The organism is Saprospiraceae bacterium, assembly GCA_016710235.1.
Taxonomy (GTDB): Bacteria; Bacteroidota; Bacteroidia; order Chitinophagales; family Saprospiraceae; genus Vicinibacter.
On the sequence record JADJLG010000001.1, the window covers coordinates 2662824 to 2687761 of the forward strand.

Here is a 24938-nt window from a genome sequence, read left to right on the forward strand (position 1 = left end):
TGCAAGCAAAGTATTATTTTGTATTAACCCAAGCTTTGAAACTGAAGATCCGTATCAAATAAAATGGCTTGAAAATTTTAAGTCTTACATTATTCTCAAAAATGGATTTTTGAACCAGACTAAATGTGACTATAATGAGTACTCATTAAGCATCCACTTGAAAAATTGAAAACACAGCTTGTCCGTCTTTAAAGCAATTGGATTGGCCTATTAGTTTTTGTGCCTTTATTAATGAGTGAATAGTTTCATTCGATATTCGCAATGCGAAATCCTCCCGGCACATCACAAGCATTGGTCGAATACTTCACTACAATATCACCTAGTTCAATACTTTGCAATATATTCGTCCAAACTCCCTTGTAAATCATCGATACAGTAACCCAAGCTTTTACGATTTAAGCCTGGTCTGATTTAAAATCTTACCTTAATCTATTGAACTGTAATTCACATTAGTGTGAATGATAATTAGTCTCAGGTAAAATATCGCAAAGTCAAAACTGGATAATCAAATTTGATCTGCCAAAGGATAAAAAATATATTCTTAATGCCATGTTTCCGATTCAAAAAAAACGAATAAAGTCTATATTTATTTTAAGTCTGGAATGGTTAGGTATTAATTTTAAAGATTGCTAAAAAATTTTAAAAGTCTAAAGTATTAACTTCTCTTAATCCTGATCGAAAATTTTGATTAAAGTTTTATTTAAATTTTCAATTGCGCCTACAATATTCCATTTCGATTTATCGCGTTTTTCAACCATGTTTGAAACACAGCGTATTGAAACAAAGGGTATGTCCAACATTCTGCATGCATAGAAAACCGAAGCACCCTCCATGCTTTCTATATCAGCTTGATATTGTGATTTTAAGCGCTCTGTGGTACTAAGAGTTCCGGTGGAACGCATCACTGTAATACCCGAGGCTTTGGGGAGGTTTAATTCCATGCCGATTTTCTTCTTTTCACACCACCCATCACTGTATGGGAATCTGTTTTGATTATCGAGGCCTAAATCAAAAATATCTAAAGTTAGACCTTCCTCATTTTCAGCACCTAAATCTGCAAATCGTTCACGCACCACTTCAAGCATTGAATTAATTGGAAAATTATCATTGAATGAACCACAAATACCTGCGTGCAAGACTAAATCAAATTGCTTTGAATCAAACCACCTCCCCAAGGCAAAGGCCATATGGACAGGACCTACCCCAGAGACGAGAATTCTAACTTCATGGTTTTTTGTTTTAAAGTCAGTCAAACTTGATGTAAGCGCATTCGATTCCAGATGACGAACGGTAGTGGAAATTTCTTCCTCAGTTGCGGATAATAAAAGTATCCTCATACTAAAGTGAATTTGGAACATGCAATCTGCAATTCACACCCAAGCCAAAATGAAATCCTAAGACGTTCTGGTATTCTCCAAAAAACTCTGCTGATATCTTTTGAGTCATCTTGTATTTCGTCCCAATGCTCACGCCATTAGTTCTACTTTGATATCCTAGCCATACTCCGATTTTTTGGTGTGGAAAATACTCAACTCCAAAATGAATACTTATCGGATAGTCGCTTTGTTTTTGAAGCTCTGCATTGAAGTTGACAAATTCTAATGGGCAATAGTTCACACCAAATGCATAGAGTGCGGGTAAGGTAAAAAGATTTGGTTTTGATTCGACGGGCAATGGATTTCTAACCATACCACCTAAAAGCACATGATCAATTAACTTAAATTGAAAACCGCCTGATACAATTATACCGTATTGATTTTCTGCCTCAGGCAAACTTCTCATCATCCCTGACACCGAAATTCCCAGTGCTGCATCTTTTTTAATTAATCTTGACCAAGCAAAGTTAGCCAGGCTCTCATTTAGCTCTGGAGATCCATCGTAATTCAATGAAAAATTAAATCCATTTCTTGACTGCAGTTTAAAGTCGTATGCAAGATTGCCTTGATACAAACCAGAAACCCCATAGTAATTTGAAGCTAGGAAGTACAGCCCATTACTTTTGGTCAATACACTATGTGCAGGATTGTTTAGTCCGTTCTGAGGGTTATACATTACTGCACCTGTCCTTCCACTCGCTATACTTTTGGCGTCTCTCAGAGTATACAAGACAGAATGTTGAGCTATTGTGATATTCTGAATAAATATTAAGCAAGAAATCAATAGAAATCCTTGTCTATGAACCGACAGACAATCTTTCGTAAGTAAACTCCTCATTACTTATTATCCATATTTGAGGGCAAACTACAATATTTTTTCGGATACATGTACCTTTGTCCAAAGTTAATACTCAAAATGACAGACAAATTTATAAGTCAAATTCAATCGGCATATCAGTTTTCAGGCGAATCCATACTGCTTGGGGCAGGGATGTTAGATGGAAAGGTTTTTGCTGAATGCCCGGTTTCTATACCTCTCAAAACCATTAATAGACATGGATTGATCGCAGGGGCAACCGGTACGGGAAAAACCAAATCTTTGCAACTTACTGCGGAACAACTCAGTCACAAAGGAGTCTCTTGTGTTTTGTTGGATATTAAGGGTGACTTAAGCGGAATTGCTTTGGAAGGCACACAAAATCAAAAAATTGCTGAACGAAGTTCACTTATCGGGATGGAGTGGATCCCTCAAGGTAATTTTGTGGAGCTACTCAGTATCTCAGATCAAAAAGGTGCTCGATTGAGGGCTACTGTATCTGAATTTGGTCCGGTTCTATTTTCAAAAATATTAGGTTTGAATGATACTCAGGAGGGTGTTATTTCTCTTGTCTTTAAATTTTGTGATGACAATGGTTTATTGCTTTTGGACCTTGAAGACTTCAAAAAAGTTTTGCAGTTTATCACGAACGAAGGGAAGGAAGTTATTCAAAAGGAATTTGGAACTGTTTCCCCTGCTTCCGTGGGCACAATTTTAAGAAAGATCATCGAACTTGAACAGCAAGGAGCTTCCAAGTTTTTTGGTGAAAGATCATTTGAGGTGGATGATTTGATTCGGACAGATCGACAAGGAAGGGGAGTAATCAGCATATTGAGAGCAGCCGATATTCAAGATAAGCCTAAGTTTTTTTCAACATTTATGCTTCAGATGCTGGCTGAGATCTATTCTAAATTTCCTGAAGCGGGTGATTTGGAAAAGCCAAAGCTGGTATTCTTTTTGGATGAAGCACATCTACTTTTTGAAGAAGCAACTCCAGCTTTGCTCAATCAGCTTGAAACAATTATCAAACTGATACGATCAAAAGGCATTGGTTTGATCTTTATCACTCAAAATCCAGATGATATTCCTGAGTCTATTCTTGGCCAATTAGGTTTGAAGATCCAACATGCCCTGCGAGCATTTACTGCAAAGGATAGAAAAACAATAAAGGCAGCTTCTGAGAATTATCCGATTACTGAGTATTATGATGTTTCCCAAAAAATTACTGAACTCGGTATTGGTGAAGCATTTGTGACTGCTCTAAACGAGAAAGGTATCCCGACGGCATTAGTGCAAACTATGATGTGTCCACCCCAATCACGAATGGATGTATTATCGGATTCTGAAATGGATAATATTTGTCAATCCAGTGAGATTGCAGCTTATTACAATGAAGAAATAAACAGAGAATCTGCAGCAGAGATATTACAACAAAAAATAGACGAAGCAGAACAGACTTCACAAGAGCAAGAATCTGAAGATGAAAGGCTTGGCCGAAAAGAAAAAAGTACGCTTGACAAAATAATGGGAAGTACTGTTACCAGGCAAGTCGGCCGAACGGTAGCCAGGGAATTGACTCGTGGTTTACTGGGAATGTTTGGGATCAAACCTAAAACCACCAGAAGGAAAAAAACAGGTTGGTTTTAAACTTGGCATTGATTCTGAAAAATTGTTCTGAAGTTAATTCTCCATCACCATTTTTCACCTGACTAGGGTCATATCTCCGGAAAGTGTTTTTGAGCCTATTCCCGGTATTTCTATTTGAACTAGATAAACATATACTCCTGGATTCATCAGCGAACCATGAAATAATCCATTCCATCCTGTATGAGATTGAACGCTAACATCAGTTTCTCTATATACCTGTTCACCCCATCTGTCATAGATTACAAAATTGGCGATGATGGCGTTTGGATTTTGAGAAAACACCTTGAAGTGGTCATTGATATTATCTCCATTAGGTGAGAAAATATTTGGTATATAGACATCATCTTCAAGCTTGACATTGATTTGAATGTTGATGAGAATTTCACATCCAAGACTATCCACCAACCTCAACTGATATGATGTATTTTGTGTAGGCGCTGCTTCTGGATTGAGGCAGTTATCGCAACTCAATCCAATCGATGGAATCCATTCAATGCTTGTTGGATTCATTGTTGTACTGACATCCAATTTTACACTCTGCCCTGGTGCAATGGTTAGGGATTTTGTATATTGAATTTGGTAAGAAACAAAATCTAAATTGATCGTTATCGTACTGTCACAACCATTCCGTGCGCCATTTTTCAATTGTACTGTTCCACTTGGATGGTCGACGTTGAATACCGTCCCATTTATGATCAAATCTTCACCTTCACATAGAGTTTCTCTGATAAAATAGGAAGATTGTTGCAATAGATTAAATCGCACAAATACGATACTATCGCATCCTCCGGCAGACTGTCCATATAATGTATCATTTCCTGTTAGCTTTGAGGCGCTATAATATTTATTATTTACGATTACACTATCTCCATCACAGAGTGATGATATGTAATTACTGGAAACCGCTTTGTCAAAAAACAATTTGATATGTAATATACTATCACAGGCTAAATTGTTCTGGGAAGGGAATCTTTCAATTCCCGAAGGATTTGTAATGTCATATCTCGTGCCATTAATGGTCAAAAATTGATTTTCACACAGCCGGCTTTGTAAGTCTGTATTGATTTCGGGTTTGATGTAGAATGAGATTGAAATGATGCTGTCACAACCGTTCATACTTCCACCCGGAATGGTATCTCTGTACTGCGAATTATTTTTATCAAATTGAATTCCTCCTAAAGTGACTGAATCGGATTCACAAATGGTGTCCCGATAATTGAATTGCGAAATATTTTTAAGCTGTAAATTCACTTGGAAGATACTGTCGCAACCGAATATCGATCCACCTTTGATTGTATCCATCCCTGATAATTTAGACGCATTGTAATTTTTTCCATTCAGTACTATTGATTCATTCGGACAAATTGAAGCAGAATAATTTCCAATATTAGTCTTGATGTAATTGATTTGAATGACAACAGTGGAATCGCAGCCATTTTGATCGGTTAAAATTTCTGTTCCACTCGGCCTCTGCTCCGAATATGTAGACCCATTGATACTAAATATTTCCCCAGGACAAGCATTCGGTTTAAAATCTACTCTCACATCAGGAAGATAGAGCAAATTAATGCTTACAATACTATCGCAATTGCTATTGAATTGTTTTAATGTGACAATGCCACTTGGATTTGATTTCGAAAAATACTGCCCACCTATCAAAAATGAATCTCTAGAGCACAAGTTATTGCGAATAAAATTCGAGCTCACGGAAGCTAGGATATTTACATAAATAGAATCTTCATCAGGACAGAAATTTTGATTATATCCAAAAAGATAAATTAATCCTGTGTTTCTAATTGTATCTCCTGCTTGGAAATTTATCCCCTGACCAAGAGGAAGCGATGAATATATAGTGTTGTTTTGTACATTTTTTCCGGTAATATCAGGGAGTACCACGTATCCACACCCTGACAATGTGTCAATATGATCTATCTGAATTTTTTCTTGGAAAATCAGAATAAATTTTGAACTGTCAACGGGACATGCAAATCCATCGCCAACTTTATATTGAACAAGGAAAGAGCCTGGTCCGGAAATATTACTATCCCAGATATTATTTGAAAGAATTGAATCATTTGGTAGATATGAGAATTTTCCGCCAACATCTGCAAGATTTAATAATGAACTCAGATCAATTTTGTCACCTTCACAGTAAAGACCTATGGTATCTCTGCCGGCTTCCACCTGCTTAACAACTTTGATACCGAGTGTAGCCGTATCATCCGGACAGCTTGAATTGTTTGAAACAATATACTCAAAATCAAATGTGAATCCACTTTTTCCGGAAGTATTGAAAAAACTTTGATTGAGCGATCCTGTGTTTGCAGGGTCAATAAATGTTCCATTAGGATCTCCTAGGCTTAATACGCTTCTTAAGTCAACAATATTTCCTTCACATACTGTGACAACATTATCTAATCCCGCATCTGGTGCTATATCAATTAGTACATCAAAACTGTCTCTTGCATCACATGTGCCACTTTTGTCAAACAAATATACTACCTGTGCTTGTTTTACAGTATCTCCTGCTTGGAATTGCTTCCCTTTTCCAAAGTCAAGACTATAGTATGCAGCCTTCGATGAAAGCTGATTACCTAAGATATTGGGTAAAATATAGAAACCACAAACTGTTGTGTCAAATGGAGTAAAAAATTGTGGTCCTGGTTTAGCCTCTAAAAAAACTTGAACGGGAATCGAAAAACACTGTCCATCAATTGTGGCAGCCCATAGAGTATCCTTACTGGTATTTATTTTACCATTTACCAGTTGTTTTAATGAGCTATCTTGAGCAAAGATTACAAAAAGATTTTTATCTCCTCCATTGATTGAATCCACAAGGAAGCTCAAATCAAAAACTGCACGGCCTGTGCTATCTGCACATAGAATTATACTCGCTGATTTTGCAGCTGGTCTTTTGACAGATTCTAAAATGATTGGAATTGCTAAAGATTTACATGAGTCCTTGCTGATTTGTGCATAGATTGTATCTTTTACAGTAATGATAATAGGTGGATTAATAGGCATCGTCAACAAACTGTCATTGAACCATTTTATCAAAACACTGGTATCTCCACCTGTAAGTTGTTTTTTTATATCTACTAAATCAAAACTCGCCTGTCCCATACCATTGTCGCACATTTTATCTGATACGAGTGGTATGGATAGCAGATTTATGACTCTCAAGTAAACATCAACAGGTTCTGAATCACATTTGCCATCAGAAACAACGGCAAAAATATGTTTTGTTTGGGTTTTATAAGGAGGCACTATAGGTATTAATAAATCCGGATCTTCATAGTAAGTAATTGTTTTTCCAGAGCCACCTATTCCGTTATCCAAATTAGTAAGTTGAAAAAGTGCAAATCCACCACCTTCATCACATTTGGTTTCAGCTGCGGGTATGGCTTTGGGTCGGTCCAAAACTACCAATCTGATGTCAACAGGTTTTGAAGTACACTCACCATCGTCGATAACTGCATATATTGTTTTCGTCTTGGATGTGTATGGTGGTGTTATTTCAATCGTCGCATTGATGTCTTCATAAAATTTTACTGTTCCGGAATTACCATTCAAGATAGTGTTGATCAAGTCGTCTAATGGAAATTCAGCTTCACCATTTCCCATATCACAACTTTCATCGAAAGTAGCCCTTGCTCTTGGGATTTTAATTACGTCAAGCATTACAGGCACTAATGCTGACTTGCATTTCCCGCTCACAACTTGGGCATAAACTGTTGTCGAAACGGTCGTATATGGGGAACTAATTGGTTGGGTCCCAGCCATGTCTCTAAACCACTGTACTGTCCCTATGCTCCCATCTAAAATGATATCTTCGCCATCGCTCAAAGTAAAAGTACCGGTTCCATTTCCTATTTGATTTTCACAGACTCTTATAGTTGTCGGTTTTGCTTTTGGGCATCTGACACTGATTAGAATCCTTTCTGTAAATTCTTCTCCACAACACATTGGATCCGGTTTAGGATCAATGATCCCAACGATCTCATAATCTTTGTCACACCATGAGTCAGGTATCTTATATACGTATGGACTAATGGTGCTTGGTGCCGGAGTGTAACTTGGTGCATTGACTCCCGGAGCTGCACAGCCATCATTTCCTACACCTCCAGCCCAAGTGTCACCATCACCCATCAGCGAAGGATCATCGGTATCGTATTGGGCAGAAGAACTGCAGCCACATCCGTCAATGGAAAGCGTTTGATTTCGAAGTCCAGTTGAAGTGACATTTGAAAAAGCTCCAATGCTTCGATCACAGGTGCTCTGTGCAACAAATATTTTCAATCCGGTTCCACATACACCGCCAAAATCATAACTTGTAGAAGCAGAACTACTGGTGAACACAACTAATATTGCATTTGACGGTAAATTATAGGATCCACCTACAGGAGTAGCTGCACATCCTTGTATTAATCCAGCATTGCCTGCTGTCAGACTACAACTTCCACCTCCAATATGTCCATTACCAGGTCCAGCACTATTCGAAGGGTCGTAGGTAAAATTGAGATCGGAAGTATTGAAACCACTACCTGTCCAAACTATGAAAAATTCATTGTCAGCTTCTGCACCACCACCACAAGCATCTATCATAAGTCCCACCAAAGAAGGACAAATCCTACAGGGTGGATTTGGGGTACTTATCGTTGAGAATCCAATGTAAGTTCCTTCACCGTTATAAGGGTTGAAGCCAAAATTGTCACTATAATAATAATTGATCTTTCCGCCGTTTGGTAAATCTCCACCTGTCAAAGTAATGGTAATGCTTTCACCGGAACACAGCTCACAAGAGGGTATGCAGTTCGGATTTGTAGTAGTGGTAATGATATCGGGACATTGTGCAGAGACTGAATTTATAAGCCCAATAATTAATGTCAGCAAGAACGCTAAGTGCCTTTTCATTCCCGAGATTGAATTTGACTGCAAGATAAGGACTTAAAATGAACAGGATATGAATTTTTGGTTCCTGGTACAAAACCCAACACGACGTTGAAAGCCCAGCATGTCTTCCATTAATAAATACATCCGGTTCAAACCTACTTACTAATTCGCATCGAAATGCTCCACCTCCTGGTATTACAAATGCTCACGATTTTGATTGATCTATTTGTTGTGCTCCTCAAATAGGCAGATTTCTTTTGAAATCGCTCACAGACTCTATGAAAATTTATCTCCGGATTTATCTTCCACTTCTTTTAGAAGTTTTTTAATATTTTGTTCTTCGTTTTTATCACATATCATCAATACAGTGTCAGTATTTACGACGATCATATTCCTCAATCCGTAAATTGCCAATAATTTTTTTTCTGTATTTTGTATGAGGCAATCATTGGTTTGCAAGGCAAGTATGCCATTCCCAATCATTGCATTGGAATCTTCATTTTGTGGTAGATGATCATATAATGAGCCCCAGGAACCCAAATCACTCCAACCAAAATTTACCTTTTTTACAAAAATTCTTTTTGATTTTTCAAGTATTGCATAGTCAATGGAAATGCTTTGGATAGATTCATAAATTTTCCTTATATTATTATGAATATTCTCTTTGTTGAATTCTTCCAACCAACCCGGTAAATAAGCTTGAAATTCCTCGGATATTGTTTTCATATGCCACAAAAAAATTCCACTGTTCCAAACATAATTACCTTGATGTAAATATTTTAATGCTGTATTATGGTCCGGTTTTTCGACAAAGTTTAACACAGGAAAAATGTTATCCTTTTCAAACGGATCAGAAACCGACTCGTTGTATTCTATATAACCGTACCCTGTATGAGGTATAGTAGCTTGAATTCCAAATGTGAGTAATGCACAATTATTTTCTATAAAGTCAAAACCAACATTGCAATCTTCCACGAATTTATCTTCGTCTAAAATTATATGATCAGCAGGTGCAAACAACATGCTCGCATCTTCATCTTGTTGATGGATTGAAGTTAAAGCAAATGCAACACAGGGAGCTGTATTCCTGCGAAATGGCTCACTCAGTATATTAGTTAAAGAAATAGCAGGACATTGTTGGATGACTAAATTTCTGTAATTTTCATGTGTAACAATCCAAATGTTTTGCATACTTACTAATGTACTCAGTCGATCTACTGTTTGTTGCAGCAGAGACTTTCCTGTACCCAATATGTCTAAAAATTGCTTGGGTTTTTGGTTTCTGCTTAATGGCCAGAATCTCGACCCAACTCCTCCTGCCATAATTACTGCATGCCTGGCCATCTATACTTGATTTTATTGAATTGCATTAATGAATCCCTTTTTCCTTCATGATCTGATTAAGCCATCTCAAAAGTAAAAACATTATCGCTGCAGCAAAGGCCAATAATATAAAATTGACATAAAAATATTGCGATTTCATCTCGTACTTATCCCACATTGTTGCAAGTACACCAGATAGTTTGTTGCCTATACTTGTAGATAAAAACCATCCGCCCATCATGAGGGAAGTAATACGGACAGGACTTAGTTTTGATACCAGAGATAATCCCATCGGGCTTAGAAATAATTCACCTATTGTGATGACTCCATAACTCATGATCAACCACCAGACACTTGCCTTTTGAGCACCATTGTGACCAGCCCATACGGCCCCAATCATAAAAACTACTGAAAATGCAGAAATGAGCAAACCCAATGCAATTTTTGCAGGAGTACTGGGTTCTTTTCGTTTCCGCCTTAGCCAGCTAAAAAATCCAATGACCAAAGGTGTTAGAATAATCACCCATGCCGGGTTGATTGATTGACTTAAATTTGTAGACCAGACTGAAATTTTATCCCCTTCCGGTGGATTTAATTCAGGGGGATTATTTTTGAAGTAAGTTGGATAATTGAATTCTTTGACCACCATACCATTTGATTTCTGTATCCGAAACTGATCATCGTATAGTGCCACGCTATCTTTGCTGTATTGTATCTCTTTGGAAAGTCTGAGACTTTGGAAGACATTTTCAGAAACCCCGGATACCTGCCGATCTGTGTAGCGGTCTGCCCAAGTGTTCAGGGCAGATCCATTCTGTTTGAACACAGCCCAGAATAATATAACCACAGCAAAAATTGCCAACAATGCTGCGATAGGTCGCTTTTCGTCGCTACTCGCTTTAAAGTATATGGATGAATAAAAATAAAGCACAGGTATGCAAGCAAAAATGAATGAATCGGTGCTGTCCGATCCGAAGAATGATCCAGGTAAAAACCAACCTACTAAGCCAAATATTACCGAAGGCAACAAAATCAAGAATATAATCTTTGTGAAAGACATATCACCATCTTTGACACCTTTTTTGATATCAAATTGGATATAGTGTTTTGTCCCAATTATAAAAATAATTACTCCTAGCAACATTCCTATACCTGCTGCAATAAATGCATATGACCATCCTAACATGATTTGTAACGCGGCGCCAAAAAAATTACAAATGAATGCTCCTATATTTATACCCATATAGAAAATATTGTAGCCTTCATCCTTTTTGTCGATATATTTATCTTGATTATATACATTACCTAGAAGTGTTGATATATTGGGTTTGAATAAACCATTTCCAATTATCACAAGAAACATTGCTACATACAATACTGCTAGATTGTGTACAGCCATCAAACAATAACCTGCACCCATCAACAAGCCGCCAATAATAATAGATTTTCTATATGCCCAATAACGATCTGCTATCAATCCTCCTAGAAAGGGAGTGAGAAAAACAAGAGCAATGAAAGTACCGTACAAGTCTGCAGACTCTGCTTCTGTCATTCCATAACCTGTTTCAACGTCTTTGAGATACAGAGTAAAAATTCCGATCATCAGGTAGTATCCGAATCTCTCCCACATTTCAGAAAAAAATAAAAAGGGTAGGGCACGGGGATGTTTAGACCACATAATTTATAAAATTTGAAAATTGAAAAATGGATTGCTCAAAGGCAAAATATTTATTGTCTTTTAATGTATCTTAATTTAATTGAATCACTTGGATTATATCAAAAGACTGGTTTTATATTTTTTGTAATTGTTTGAGACCATTTTCCAAATGACTTAAAATTTGTGGAATTTCGTCTTTTGCCAGAGTACCAACAGAAATTCTAAACCATTCAGACTCATCGGAAGCTCCAAATGCGTTAAAAGGTACTATTGCAATACCACATGTATCAATCAAATAAGAAGCAACTTTTTTCATATTTTGTAATTCATCGCCATTAGCAGTGGACATTCCAATCCAAGGGAACCTTACAGTGAGATATATCGCTGCCTGCGGGGAGATCACTTCTACAGGGTATCCTTTATTTTGTAATCTGAATAAACCTTCATATAAGCTTCTGAGCCTTTCCTCTACTTCAGGTTTAAACCAATCCAAATAATCAGCGATGGCAGAAGGATCATTCAAAAATCGAGCTGTAGCCCACTGTTCTGCTTTTGGTGCCCAGGCTCCGATATGGCTCAATGTCGCTCGCATTTTATCGATAATATTACGCGGTCCAAATGCCCATCCAACCCTTACGCCCGTTGCTGCAAAACACTTGGAAACACCATCGATATATACAACGTATTCTTTTATGCCGGGGACCACTTCCAATGGGTGATGGTGTTGGTTCTCACCAAATGTCAACTGCCAGTAAATTTGATCATACATGATGTAAAGAGGCTTTTTGTCTTTACTCCTTCTCAAATTTTCCTCGACCACCATATTGCAAATATCTTGCAGGTTTTGGCGGGAAAAAGTAGTCCCGGTCGGATTTTGGGGTGAACATAAAGCTAACAAGACCGCTTCTTTAATATGAGGTACTATATCTTCTTTTTGAGGCATAAAATTTTTATCCGGACCCACTTCCAATTCTATGGCCTCAGCCCCACATAAATGGCAGTAATGATTGTTGTTCCAGGAAGGCACAGCATAAATTACCTTATCACCCGGATCGACAATAGTTTGGTACAATGCATAAATCAAGGGACGCGCACCGCCGGAAATAAGAATTTCATCCGGCTCCAGATCAATGTTTAGGCGCTGATGTAGAAAATCTGTGAGTGCAAGCCTAAGTTCTGGAATCCCATTTGCCGCAGGATAGTTCGTTTGACCTTCTCGATATGCCTCCACGATCAAATTTTCCAGCAGCTTTGGTATGGGAAACAATTTTGGATCAAAATCACCAATTGTGAGATTCGCTATCTGCTCTCCTTTTTTAATTCTTGCACCAACCTCCTGTCCTAATTTGATGATCTCGGAAGGAATCAGATTTGCAGCCATTTTGGAAACAGACAGCTGGGGATTTGAGAGTTGAGAAAGAGTCATACGGAGATTTTGTTTTGCGGAAAATTAACAATTATTTTAATGTTTTATGAGTTTTTTTGAGATAATATGCCTTTTGCTTCAAACGCATCTAGCCCAAATGAGGAAGTTCTGCGATTTCTAACAGCATCATAGATTTTTTTTCAAAAATTTATTAGCCTTGTGGCTGGATTTAAAAGAATACAGGTAATGCAATCAGAAGAAAAATTTTTAGAAGGTCCTAAATCCAGATGGAGGGAGCTATGGTTTTTAGTCGATGTTTTTATCGATTTGTTTAAAGGGGTCAGAGCCTTGCACTTTGTAGGTCCCTGCGTGACAATTTTCGGTTCTGCCAGATTTACCCCTGACCATCCAAGTTATAAGCAGACTGAAAGAATTGCAGCAAGAATATCTCAGCTGGGATTTACTATTATGACCGGGGGAGGACCCGGAATCATGGAAGCCGCAAACAAAGGAGCAAAATCCGTAGGCGGCAAAAGTGTCGGATGTAATATCATCCTCCCGTTTGAACAAAAACCAAATCCTTATTTGGACAAGCATGTCAACATGAAATACTTTTTTACAAGGAAGAAGATGTTGATCAAGTATTCATTTGCATTTGTGGTGATGCCTGGTGGATTTGGTACGATGGATGAATTTTTTGAGGCTATGACTCTCATTCAAACAGGAAAGTTGAAAAATTTTCCCGTTATAATTTTTGACAGTAAGTTTCATAAAAATCTGATCGAATATATTGAAGATATGAAACAGCATGGTACAATTTCTGACGTCGATGAGAGGCTTATCTTAGTCACTGACGACATAGATGAAGTAGTCCAGCACATCCATACCAATCTTGTAGTTCAACAAGAGCTCATCCCATATAATACATTGAAGCCAATCCGGTGGTTGTTGGAAACCAGCCCTAGGAATGAACGATGATAGATTGATCAATCAATTGGAATCTGGACTTGGTATCCAGCTACCTTCTTCCATCGATCGATGTTTTCTTCCGGGTTCTGGTAAACCTTGTATGATTGCCAGAGAGGATAAGTTACACCCGATCATCAGCGGTAACAAATGGAGGAAGTTAAAGTATTACCTTCTGGATTATTTACAATCCGGCAAGTATGGCATTGCAACTACCGGAGGAGCACATTCTAATCTGTTGCATGCATTGGCTTTTGCCTGTCATACCTTGAAGATACCCACGACTTATTTCATTGCCGGTTATAACTCCTCATTTGGATCTCCAATGGTTAAAGATTGCCTTTCATGGGGGATCGACATACAAAATATACAGCGCAACCAGCGTACGGACCTTAATCGATGGATCGGTGCAGAGTATTATTGGATTCCTGAAGGTGCACCAGGTGCTTTGGCAGAGCAAGGGTTAAAGGAGCAACTTGTAGGGTGGCAAGGTTTTCAAGACAGACCAGAGCAGACTATATGCATTCCTACGGGGTCGGGTGCAAGCTGTGCGGCTATCTTGTCGTCTACTTATAATTGTCAGGTGTTGACTTTACCCACAGTGAAAGCTATCAGACCTCTCCAAAATCGAAGGCTGCGGCTTCTTGCGGATCCTGAACCCATGCATTTCGGATCTGGCAGACAAGATTATATTGATTTTATTGCTGCGTTTTATAACTTGAATTCTCTTCTATTAGACCCTATTTACACAGGACGCCTATTTTGGGCACTGGACCGTGGAATTGATTCTATCAGTGGTGTGGATGAATTATATGTGATCCATACCGGGGGGCTCCAAGGTTGGCGTTCTTACCTGAACCGGTATAGGAGAAAATTTGATTTCTCCCCTGAGTTGTTGAGATCCATTGAAGCTCATTTATACAAAAAGTAAATCATTTGTAAGGGCTTTTTTATCAAAAATGTATGCATTTTAAACAATTTGAATATGTTATCCACAGTTGTATTAAACAAATTTATTATATAATAAATACGTAATCAGCTACTTATTAAGGTTTTCCACAATATGTGGATAAGTATTTAAAAAAAACACACCAATCTTGATGTATTTTTGAGGCAGATATATAATTTTTATGTAATGTGTTATTTTTTGGCGGTTTCGCCGGTTTAACATCACAAAAAATTGTAATTCTAGAGTTTATATGTGTAATAAAAAAATATATTAAAATTATTCATATATAACTTTTGCAATTGTATAATTTTGTGACCCCAAAAACTGCAGATGCCTAACAATTTAAAGACAAACTCAAAAATGAACCAGCTTCCAGAGCCATTATTGACCGAAAATCCCAATCGTTTTGTAATTTTCCCTATTCAACATGATGATATTTGGGCATTTTACAAAAATGCAGAGGCTTCGTTCTGGGTAGCTGAAGAGTTGGACCTTCAATCTGACATAGCTGATTGGCAGTACAAGCTCAATGATGATGAGAGGCATTTTATAAAACATGTATTGGCATTTTTTGCAGCAAGTGATGGAATTGTGAACGAGAACTTGGCAGAGAATATGCTTAGGTCGGTCCAGTTTCCCGAAGCTAAATTCTTCTATGGTTTTCAGATAATGATGGAGAATATACATTCTGAAACCTACTCCTTGTTGATTGATACTTATATCAAAGATGCAAAGGAAAAGGACTTTTTGTTCCATGCTATTGATCACCTAGACTGTGTTAAAGGCAAAGCGGATTGGGCATTGAGGTGGATTTCAAAGGGGAGTTTTGTTGAACAATTGATCGCATTTGCAGTAGTGGAAGGGATCTTTTTCAGCGGATCATTTTGTGCCATCTTCTGGTTAAAAAAACGTGGATTAATGCCGGGATTGAGCCATTCGAATGAGTTGATCGCTCGAGATGAAGGCATGCATTGTGATTTTGCCTGCATGCTTTACAACCAATATATCCAAAACAAGATACCTAAATCCAAAATAGAAGCCATCATTACAGAGGCAGTTGAAATCGAGAAAAATTTTGTGACAGACGCCATACCAGTGGCCTTGATCGGGATGAATGCGAGCCTCATGTGTCAGTATATCGAATTCGTAGCAGACAGACTACTCGTCGCTTTGGGCAATGAGAAGGTCTATAAAGTTGAAAATCCATTCCCTTGGATGGAACTAATTTCTATGCAAGGCAAAACCAATTTCTTTGAAAAGAGAGTAGCTGAATACCAGAAAGCTGGAGTAAAAACCGGCACTGAGAAAAAAGTATTCACAGTAGACGAGGAGTTTTAACCGGTTCCCAAAACCTATTTTCTAACCTTTCAATCAAGTACCAATGCAAGTCATTAAACGAAATGGCAAGAAGGAAGCTGTCAGCTTTGACAAGATTACCGCCAGGATAAAAAAATTATGCTATTCTCTTGACAGTCAGTTTGTTGAACCTATTGAGATCGCAAAAAAAGTAATTCAGGGATTGTACGACGGAGTGAGTACTTCTGATCTGGATAATCTGGCTGCAGAGACAGCTGCTTCACTCGCAGCAATGCATCCAGATTATGCATTATTGGCAGCACGGATAGCTGTGTCTAATCTCCACAAAAACAGCAACAAATCCTTCTCAGAAACCATGGAGGCTTTGTATGATTATATAGATCCTAAAACTCAACAGAAGGCTGGCTTGATTGGAGAGGAAACTATGCAGGTGATTCTCAAGCATCGGGATACTTTAGATTCAGCTATTATTTATGACAGAGATTACAGCTTTGATTATTTCGGATTCAAAACACTCGAAAAGTCATACCTATTGAAAATGCATAACAAGGTCGTAGAGAGACCACAACACCTTCTGATGAGGACGGCGATAGGGATTCACGGCCATGATGTAGAGGCAGCAATTGAGACCTACCATTTAATGTCTGAAAAGTGGTTTGTTCATGCCACACCTACTTTATTCAATGCCGGTACACCCAAACCACAACTATCATCCTGTTTCCTGCTGTCTATGACAGATGATTCTATATCGGGGATTTTTGAAACATTGAGCAGATGCGCTAAGATCTCGCAATCCGCCGGGGGTATAGGTTTAAGCATACACAACGTCAGAGCAAAAGGAAGCTATATCAAAGGTACTGGTGGCACCAGCAACGGTGTTATTCCAATGCTGAAAGTATTCAATGATACTGCACGGTATGTGGATCAGGGTGGAGGAAAAAGGAAAGGTGCTTTCGCTATCTATCTGGAGCCTTGGCATGCGGATATCGAAGATTTCCTGGACCTCAAGAAAAATCATGGCAAGGAGGAAATGAGAGCAAGAGATTTATTCTACGCAATGTGGATGCCTGACTTATTCATGAAACGTGTTAAAGAAAATGCCAAGTGGTCATTGTTTTGTCCAAATGAAGCTCCAGGTCTTTATGATTCGTATGGTGTTGAATTTGAAACACTTTACGAGAAGTATGAGCAGCAAGGTAAAGCAAGGAAAACAATTAATGCCCAAGATCTGTGGTTCTCTATATTGGAAAGTCAGATAGAAACAGGAACGCCATACATACTTTATAAAGATGCTGCAAACAAAAAGTCAAATCAACAAAATCTTGGGACTATTCGATCATCAAACTTGTGCACGGAAATTCTGGAGTACACATCAGAGGATGAAGTAGCAGTGTGCAATCTTGCGAGTATTTCGCTACCAAAATATGTTATAGACGGGCGTTTTGATTTTGATAAGTTGATCGAAGTAACCAGGGTAGTAACGCGCAATCTTAATAAAATAATCGATATTAATTATTACCCTATCCCGGAAGCACGAAACTCAAATCTGCGCCACCGTCCGATAGGAATCGGTGTTCAAGGCCTTGCCGACGCCTTTATCAAATTGAGATTGCCATTCGACAGTGAAGGAGCAAGAAAATTAAATATTGAAATTTTTGAAGCAATCTATTACGGTGCTGTCTCAGAATCTTGTGACCTAGCCAAGCAACACGGAGCATACCAAAGTTTTGAAGGTTCACCTATCAGTAAAGGATTGTTTCAATTCGATCTCTGGGATGTAACACCTTCAGCAAATTATGATTGGAACAAATTGAGGGAGGAAGTTAAAAAGTACGGAGTCCGTAATAGCTTGCTCTTAGCACCAATGCCGACAGCAAGTACCTCTCAAATATTGGGAAATAACGAATGTTTTGAACCCTATACCTCAAATTTCTATACAAGGAGAACCTTATCTGGTGAATACATAGTAGTCAATAAACATTTGCTTGAAGATTTGATCAGACTGGGATTATGGAACCAAGAAATGAAGGAGCAGCTCATGGCTTCCAACGGCTCGGTACAACATATTCATCAGATTCCACAGGATTTGAAGGAGCTATACAAGACGGCTTGGGAGATCAGCCAGAGATCTATTATCGATATGAGTGCTGACCGAGGTGCATACATTTGTCAAAGCCAAAGTTTGAATTTGTTTCTTGAGAATGCAACATTTGGCAAATTGTCATCGATGCATTTTCACGCATGGCAACGCGGACTCAAGACGGGTATGTACTACTTAAGGACCAAAGCTGCCGTCGACCCCATTAAGTTCACACTTTCAGAGAAGCACCAGCGAAAGTTTGTCGCTGCAAATGGTGAAGCAACCAACATGATAGAAGAAGTAGAGATGGTGCCACAAAAGCAGACAGCCATGGCTAAAGAGGATATTCTTCAAATGTTGCATGCTGTCGAGCCAATACAACAGCAATTCGAAGAAGGGAAAGTATGCGATATGTCTGAAGGATGCGAATCATGTAGCGCATAAGCGAATCACAGATCTTTGCTAATCTACTGCAACAAACGACGTTCATTAAAAACTTAATGATAGCCACAAATCGATGCGCTATACTTAAGTATTGACAGTTTCTGTAAGTTAATGAATTATGCTAGTTAACCGTAAGTTTTTCTTGATCGGTTTGACCACGAAATACAATCAATTTGTAACAAACAGGCACATTTTGATTGGAACCTTTGAGTTGTATTTGGCCATTTTCTGAAAAGAGCTGAGCACGGTAAACAAAATAGTGTTTTTTGGCAGTTTTGTCGAATTTTCTTTTAGGCAAAGCCACTTGAACAGTTTGGTCACCGGATGAGAGAACCAGCTTATCCGTAGGAATGTGTTGATTGTTGTCCTCTACCTCAAAGTAAACCTCAGCAAGGATTTTCTCAATATTCTCCGGTTTTGGAACCTGAATAGAGTATTCGCCATTCCAAATATTTGCTAAACCGGCACAATAAATATCAGCATTGGTTAAATCTAAATTTCTTTTGGAAATGGACATCCTGTCGCTCTGGCCAACTAAATTCAAACTAGTTACGGCCATGAGTCCAAAAATCAAGCATAGCCTAGGCCATGCAATGCAATCATTGCTCATGTTGGTTTCATTCTTAAATCAAAATTATGACGAAAGAATGATTCTCGAAGTCACTTTTTAACTAAAAATCAACAAAAAGGAAATTGTTAACAAAAAATAGCCCAGCTTATTCTATTGAATAATAAGTGGCCAGAAAAACCAAAGCCATTATGAGTGGATCTGTCATTTTTTCCTGATTGCCTTGATATTTCCAAGTCCAGAAGTCCGAGTAATACAAATTGAAACACCAGCCGATCTCTTGAGCTTGGTCTGACAGAGTCCACTGAAATCCTTCGTTGTCATATTTTGCAGAGATGGTGTAAGTCTTATCATTATCAGAAACCCTCCAAGAATCCCATTGGCCAGGCCAAGTTGAGGTAATGCTTAAATAGTAATTTCCCAAGCGCAATTCCCAGTCTTCTTGACGATTTTTCCATTTTAACCTGATTTTACCATAATCAGAGTTAAAGTGAAGGTCCCATTCTGATGGTTTTGGCCCACGCCCTAACCAGGCATTTCTGATGGTGCCGATGACTTCGTCCCTGTCCTCAGAATTGAAGATTTGCCAATCAATATTATAACTCAAAGCATCCAGATCGATAATCAGTATTTGCTCATCCTGACTAAAGGCTCGCGTGAAACCGGCGAAGAAGCAGAAGGCAAATCGAAGCAGCTTTCTCATTAAAATGGAAGATCATCGTCCGGTGAAATTTGATTCAGGTTTTCTTCAGCCAACATACTCTGGCCTGCAGGAGTTGAAGTCGCACTGTTTTCGATTTTCCATGCTGAGAGGTTGTTGAAATACTTACCTTGCCATTCTCTCCCTCTGATATTAAAGGATACATTGAGCTGATCTCCCTCATTGTACTTATCAATTGTCCCACACATTTCTTGGGTCAGCTGGAATTTGACAAATTGAGGATATCTTTCCTGAGTTTCAAGCACAAACTCTTGAGTTTGAAAATTATTTCCTTTGGTTTCTACCGGATAAATTTTTGTCAATTTTCCGGAAATTTGAAATGATGACATTCTATTCTGATTTTACAGCTTAAAGATATAACATAATGATGAAGGGCCAAAAACATGGGTTGTCTTGGCGGCTTAAAATAAAAAAGCCCGGAAAATTTCCCGGGCTTTAGATACAATCTATGTGATTAATTATTATTCACTTCTTCGAATTCAACATCAGTAACGCCTTCGCTTCCTGTGTTAGTTTGATGAGCATTTTCTCCATTAGAACCATTTTGAGCTGCATTTTCATCGCCTTGCGTTGCTTGGTAAATGTCTTGACTTGCAGCCATCCAGGCAGCATTGAGCGCTTCCAAGTGAGTTTTAATTTGTTCAAGGTCTTGAGACTGATGCGCAGTCTTCAATGCAGCTAGATTTGATTCTATTTGTTGCTTTTTGTCAGCAGGGATTTTATCGCCTATCTCTTTAAGTTGCTTTTCTGTTTGGAAAATGACAGAGTCAGCTTCATTGATTTTGTCAGCGCGTTCCCTTGCATTTTTATCTGCATCGGCATTCATTGAAGCTTCATTTTTCATTCTTTCTATTTCTTCTTTTGAAAGACCTGTTGATGCTTCTATGCGTACATTTTGTTGCTTTCCTGTTCCTTTATCTTTTGCAGAGACATTTAAGATACCATTTGCATCGATGTCAAATGTCACTTCAACTTGCGGTACACCTCTTGGTGCCGGTGGGATACCATCCAGGATAAATCTACCCACAGAACGGTTGTCTCTCGCCATAGGTCTCTCGCCTTGCAGAATGTGAATTTCAACTGAAGGTTGATTGTCCGCAGCGGTAGAATATACTTTAGACTTTTTGGTTGGAATGGTCGAATTTGCCTCGATTACCACATCATATACACCACCCATTGTTTCTATACCCATGGACAAAGGTGTTACGTCCAAAAGCAAGACATCTTTCACTTCACCGGTCAAAACACCACCTTGGATTGCTGCACCGATTGCTACCACTTCATCGGGGTTTACACCTTTGTTTGGCTTTTTTCCGAAAAACTCTTCAACGACTTGTTGAATCTTGGGAATTCTTGTAGAGCCGCCAACCAATATTACTTCATCAATGTCATTTTTGCTCAAACCAGCATCTTTCAATGCATCTGCACAAGGCTTGATCGTTCGCTGAACCAACTGGTCAGCGAGTTGCTCAAATTTGGCCCGAGAAAGTTTCATGACCAAGTGCTTTGGCACACCGTCTACTGATGTAATATAAGGCAAATTGATTTCAGATTCAGTTGAGCTTGACAATTCAATTTTGGCTTTTTCTGCAGCTTCTTTCAGTCTCTGCAAAGCCATTGGATCTCTTCTTAAATCGATATTTTCTTGAGATTTGAAAGTTTCAGCCAGATGATCGATGATTACTTGGTCAAAGTCATCTCCACCTAAATGCGTGTCACCATTTGTCGATTTTACTTCAAAAACTCCTTCACCCAAATCCAGGACAGAAACGTCAAATGTACCACCTCCTAAATCATATACGACGATGGTCATGTCTTTATTTTTCTTGTCGAGTCCATAAGCCAGTGCAGCTGCCGTTGGTTCATTGATGATTCTCTTAACTGTGAGGCCAGCAATTTCTCCGGCTTCTTTGGTCGCTTGTCTTTGAGAGTCGTTGAAGTATGCAGGCACTGTAATTACAGCTTCTGAAACAGATTGTCCCAGAAAATCTTCAGCAGTTTTTTTCATTTTTTGTAGAATGATAGCTGAAATTTCTTGGGGAGAATACATTCTGCCGTCAATATCAACACGAGTTGTATTATTATCTCCTTTTGCAACTTTATAAGCCATCCTTGAGATTTCTTTTCCAGCTTCATCATATCTGGCTCCCATGAATCTTTTTATCGACGCAACTGTTTTTTGAGGATTAGTGATAGCCTGTCTTTTAGCGGGATCACCTACTTTACGTTCCCCATTGTCCAAAAATGCTACTACGGATGGAGTTGTGCGACGCCCTTCATCATTTGTTATGACTACAGGTTCGTTGCCTTCCATCACTGCTACACACGAGTTTGTTGTTCCTAAGTCTATTCCAATTATTTTTCCCATATTTTCATTTCTTTTTCCTTTTATAAACAAGCCTTGTGCCATGAGGGCAGTAGTGAAGTTGTGTCAGTTAAAACTGCCAGACAATAGCAATATAAAAGTAAAATTCAAAAGAAGTCTGCCAAAAAGTCAGTTAATAGAAAACATTAAAAATTAAGCAGCCTTGTGGAATTATTTTTCCTGATTTCTGTCAAGGTTTTTTGATCAATATTCATAGCCAGCACAATTGAATGGGTCGAGCTGAATATACCAAATCCTTCAGACAGATTCGTATATCTAGGTATTTCTTGTGAGGCTGTAACTCCTGTATTTGCCCTCACTAGGTCATTTAAGGATTGAATTTCCGGACCACCTGCTCTTAAATCCAAACTTACATCCTTCAGAAATCTGGTGATATTAGGATCAACTGTAAGTTGAGAGGCTAGTGCATCATAAAAGTCATTATTTGTAAAGGTCACCGACTTATTTGGGGCATCCCTCAGTTTGGCTAATTTAATACTCCTCACAGTGATGGCGCCGGTTTGGGTATTTTTTTCTTGTACATGAATGATAATATCAAAACTAAAAAGGCTTGCATCCGAGGTCGCCCACGCAAACGATTGAATATTATCAGGTACAAATGAAAGCACTTTAATATTTTGGCTCGTATCCGGTATGGAGAAGACGAGGTCTTTTATCATTTTGATTTTAGCAGTAACAAGGGGCAAACCATTCTGCCTATCTATAATGAGCATAACAGAATCATTAGAATGAAATTGTCCGGCAATTTTCGGGAGCTTGTACATGTAGTTAGGTACAGTTGCAAAAGCGCCGGTATCTCTAGTGTAGCCTTCCTTGGAAGCATCAACTCGAGTGAGAATAAACTCATTCCTTGTCGACAGATTGAAAAGCTTTACAAACGCATCATTATAATAAAGCGAATCTGCGTTTTTAGCAATTGTAGAAGCACTGATATCCTCACTTACGAACACTTTTTCTAGTCTGATATAATGTGCAGAATCTGCTCGGTTCAAAAAACCATAAACTACAGGTATGTCCTTCCACTTTTCTGTGAGTTCAAAATCTTCACTACATCCAAAAAGTGTAACAAGGCAAACTACGGAAAGAACACTTAACTTAAAATTAAAACCACGCATAATGCAAAGGTAAGTCGGATTTTTGGATCCAAAAAGAATTCATCAATATGAAGATAAGCCGATGATAATCAGAAGAATGTATAGTTAACAAATAAAATAATAATCTATACAATAATTTTCTATATTTGCAGTACGTATTGATAAAGTCCAAGCTCATCTGAACGGGTTCCCATGCCGATTCACAAATTCTGAACAGGGAGATTTGATTTATTGATTAGCTTTATATATTGTGTTAAATCACAATGTTTTAAATATTAGGTTAATTAAAAATATAAACTCGTGAACAGATATTTAGCCCAAGGTTTGCTCAGTATATGCTTTTTCCTATTGGGGTTTAAAGCAATTGCTCAGGATATTCATCATTCTCAATTTTATACTTCACCAATTAATGTCAATCCTGCATTGACAGGAGTTTTTAATGGAGACGTGAGAGCAGCGTTAAACTATCGAAATCAGTGGTTTGTAAATGATTTAGTGAAGTATATGACCTTTACGGGTTCGGTGGATAAAAGATTTTATCCAAAAAAATGGACGACTAAAGGGATTTTTTCAGGGGGATTGCTCATGAATTATGATCAAGCCGGTGATTCTAAATTGAGTTTAGCTTATGTCGGTATTTCGGTTTCATATGCTTATCCTATCACTCCCAGGAATATTATTTCTGCAGGAGTTCTGTTGGGGGGCTCTAATCGCAGATTTTTAACAGAAAATTTGACTTGGGATGAACAATATAACGGATCACAATATGTGCCTGGTAGTCCAAGTGGTGAGACATTTGATAAAACAAACCATAACTTCTTTGATGTTGCTACAGGTCTCAACTATCGATGGCAAAAGTCTAAGAGAACAAAAATAGACTTCGGAGCTGGTCTATTTCATTTAAATAAACCTGAGCAGAAGTTTTTTGATCAGTCAGCCTCATCAAAATTGCCGCTAAGGCTGAACATTAATTTGACACCCAATTTTCAGCTTACCAAAAGACTGGATTTACTCTTGCACGGACAATTCCAGCAACAATCAGTATACAATGAAACTGTAGTAGGTTTGTATGGTAAAATATATGCGGGAACAAAGAGAGGCAAAGAATTGGCTTTGCTCTTGGGTCTTGCAACCAGGTTTGAAAGAGATTTTATTCCTAAAATCGCTTTAGAGTATAATCAATGGTATGCTGGATTTAGCTACGATGTCAATACTTCTCCTTGGAAGAAAGCGACTAATGGAAGAGGGGGACCTGAGTTCTCATTGATCTATATTTTTACGAAGGCCAGACCATTGGCTGAAGCTAAAGCATGTCCTATTTTATAATTCTATCA

17 protein-coding genes are annotated in these 24938 nt (G+C 38.3%); 6 read left to right on the forward strand and 11 right to left on the reverse strand.

The genetic code is table 11. From position 1 onward, the window contains the following. Positions 1-665 precede the first annotated feature (665 nt). The gene (mqnB, locus tag IPI99_10615; protein MBK7340969.1) at positions 666-1337 is read right to left on the reverse strand and encodes a futalosine hydrolase; all 672 of its coding nucleotides are present in this window, start codon (positions 1335-1337) and stop codon (positions 666-668) included. A 1-nt stretch (position 1338) separates the two neighbouring features. After that, positions 1339-2214, reverse strand: a complete 876-nt coding sequence (locus IPI99_10620; protein MBK7340970.1) for a hypothetical protein — start codon at positions 2212-2214, stop codon at positions 1339-1341. Between the two features lie 78 nt (positions 2215-2292). Here IPI99_10620 and IPI99_10625 point away from each other — a divergent pair, with 78 nt between their 5' ends. Continuing rightward, the gene (locus IPI99_10625) at positions 2293-3840 is read left to right on the forward strand and encodes a DUF853 family protein (protein MBK7340971.1); all 1548 of its coding nucleotides are present in this window, start codon (positions 2293-2295) and stop codon (positions 3838-3840) included. A 54-nt stretch (positions 3841-3894) separates the two neighbouring features. Here IPI99_10625 and IPI99_10630 read toward each other — a convergent pair whose 3' ends face one another. From IPI99_10630 to IPI99_10645, 4 genes are all read right to left on the reverse strand, one after another. Then, positions 3895-8754: a gliding motility-associated C-terminal domain-containing protein gene (locus IPI99_10630; protein ID MBK7340972.1), complete on the reverse strand. Its 4860-nt coding sequence runs from the start codon at positions 8752-8754 to the stop codon at positions 3895-3897. A gap of 255 nt (positions 8755-9009) precedes the next feature. After that, entirely contained in the window at positions 9010-10077 is a 1068-nt protein-coding gene (locus IPI99_10635) for an NTP transferase domain-containing protein (GenBank protein ID MBK7340973.1), read from the reverse strand. 25 nt (positions 10078-10102) lie between these two features. Continuing rightward, on the reverse strand, positions 10103-11734 hold the full coding sequence (locus tag IPI99_10640) for a peptide MFS transporter (protein MBK7340974.1): 1632 nt from the start codon (positions 11732-11734) through the stop codon (positions 10103-10105). A 112-nt stretch (positions 11735-11846) separates the two neighbouring features. Continuing rightward, the gene (locus IPI99_10645) at positions 11847-13109 is read right to left on the reverse strand and encodes an aminotransferase class I/II-fold pyridoxal phosphate-dependent enzyme (protein ID MBK7340975.1); all 1263 of its coding nucleotides are present in this window, start codon (positions 13107-13109) and stop codon (positions 11847-11849) included. Positions 13110-13325: 216 nt separating this feature from the next. Between IPI99_10645 and IPI99_10650 the strand changes: the two genes are divergently transcribed. The 4 genes from IPI99_10650 (at position 13326) to IPI99_10665 (ending at position 18835) form a co-directional block, all read left to right on the forward strand. After that, on the forward strand, positions 13326-14057 hold the full coding sequence (locus IPI99_10650) for a TIGR00730 family Rossman fold protein (protein ID MBK7340976.1): 732 nt from the start codon (positions 13326-13328) through the stop codon (positions 14055-14057). Next, positions 14047-14976 (forward strand): hypothetical protein, encoded by a 930-nt coding sequence (locus IPI99_10655; GenBank protein MBK7340977.1) that lies wholly within the window; start codon positions 14047-14049, stop codon positions 14974-14976. Before IPI99_10650 ends, IPI99_10655 begins: the two co-directional genes overlap by 11 nt. 378 nt (positions 14977-15354) lie before the next feature. Continuing rightward, a complete protein-coding gene (locus tag IPI99_10660) occupies positions 15355-16332 on the forward strand; it encodes a ribonucleotide-diphosphate reductase subunit beta (protein MBK7340978.1) in 978 nt (325 codons plus the stop codon). A gap of 43 nt (positions 16333-16375) precedes the next feature. Next, positions 16376-18835: a ribonucleoside-diphosphate reductase subunit alpha gene (locus IPI99_10665; protein MBK7340979.1), complete on the forward strand. Its 2460-nt coding sequence runs from the start codon at positions 16376-16378 to the stop codon at positions 18833-18835. Between the two features lie 121 nt (positions 18836-18956). Here the strand turns inward: IPI99_10665 and IPI99_10670 are convergent, their stop codons facing one another. From IPI99_10670 to IPI99_10690, 5 genes are all read right to left on the reverse strand, one after another. After that, complete coding sequence (locus tag IPI99_10670) at positions 18957-19394, reverse strand: hypothetical protein (protein MBK7340980.1); 438 nt, start codon at positions 19392-19394, stop codon at positions 18957-18959. 157 nt (positions 19395-19551) lie between these two features. Beyond that, the gene (locus IPI99_10675) at positions 19552-20106 is read right to left on the reverse strand and encodes a hypothetical protein (GenBank protein MBK7340981.1); all 555 of its coding nucleotides are present in this window, start codon (positions 20104-20106) and stop codon (positions 19552-19554) included. Continuing rightward, the gene (locus IPI99_10680; protein ID MBK7340982.1) at positions 20106-20453 is read right to left on the reverse strand and encodes a DUF3127 domain-containing protein; all 348 of its coding nucleotides are present in this window, start codon (positions 20451-20453) and stop codon (positions 20106-20108) included. Before IPI99_10680 ends, IPI99_10675 begins: the two co-directional genes overlap by 1 nt. A gap of 125 nt (positions 20454-20578) precedes the next feature. Further along, positions 20579-22492: a molecular chaperone DnaK gene (dnaK, locus tag IPI99_10685; GenBank protein MBK7340983.1), complete on the reverse strand. Its 1914-nt coding sequence runs from the start codon at positions 22490-22492 to the stop codon at positions 20579-20581. A 143-nt stretch (positions 22493-22635) separates the two neighbouring features. Continuing rightward, positions 22636-23625 (reverse strand): DUF4249 family protein, encoded by a 990-nt coding sequence (locus IPI99_10690; protein ID MBK7340984.1) that lies wholly within the window; start codon positions 23623-23625, stop codon positions 22636-22638. A 279-nt stretch (positions 23626-23904) separates the two neighbouring features. On the opposite strand from IPI99_10690, the gene IPI99_10695 reads away from it, so the two are divergent. Beyond that, complete coding sequence (locus tag IPI99_10695) at positions 23905-24930, forward strand: PorP/SprF family type IX secretion system membrane protein (GenBank protein MBK7340985.1); 1026 nt, start codon at positions 23905-23907, stop codon at positions 24928-24930. Positions 24931-24938: the final 8 nt, after the last annotated feature.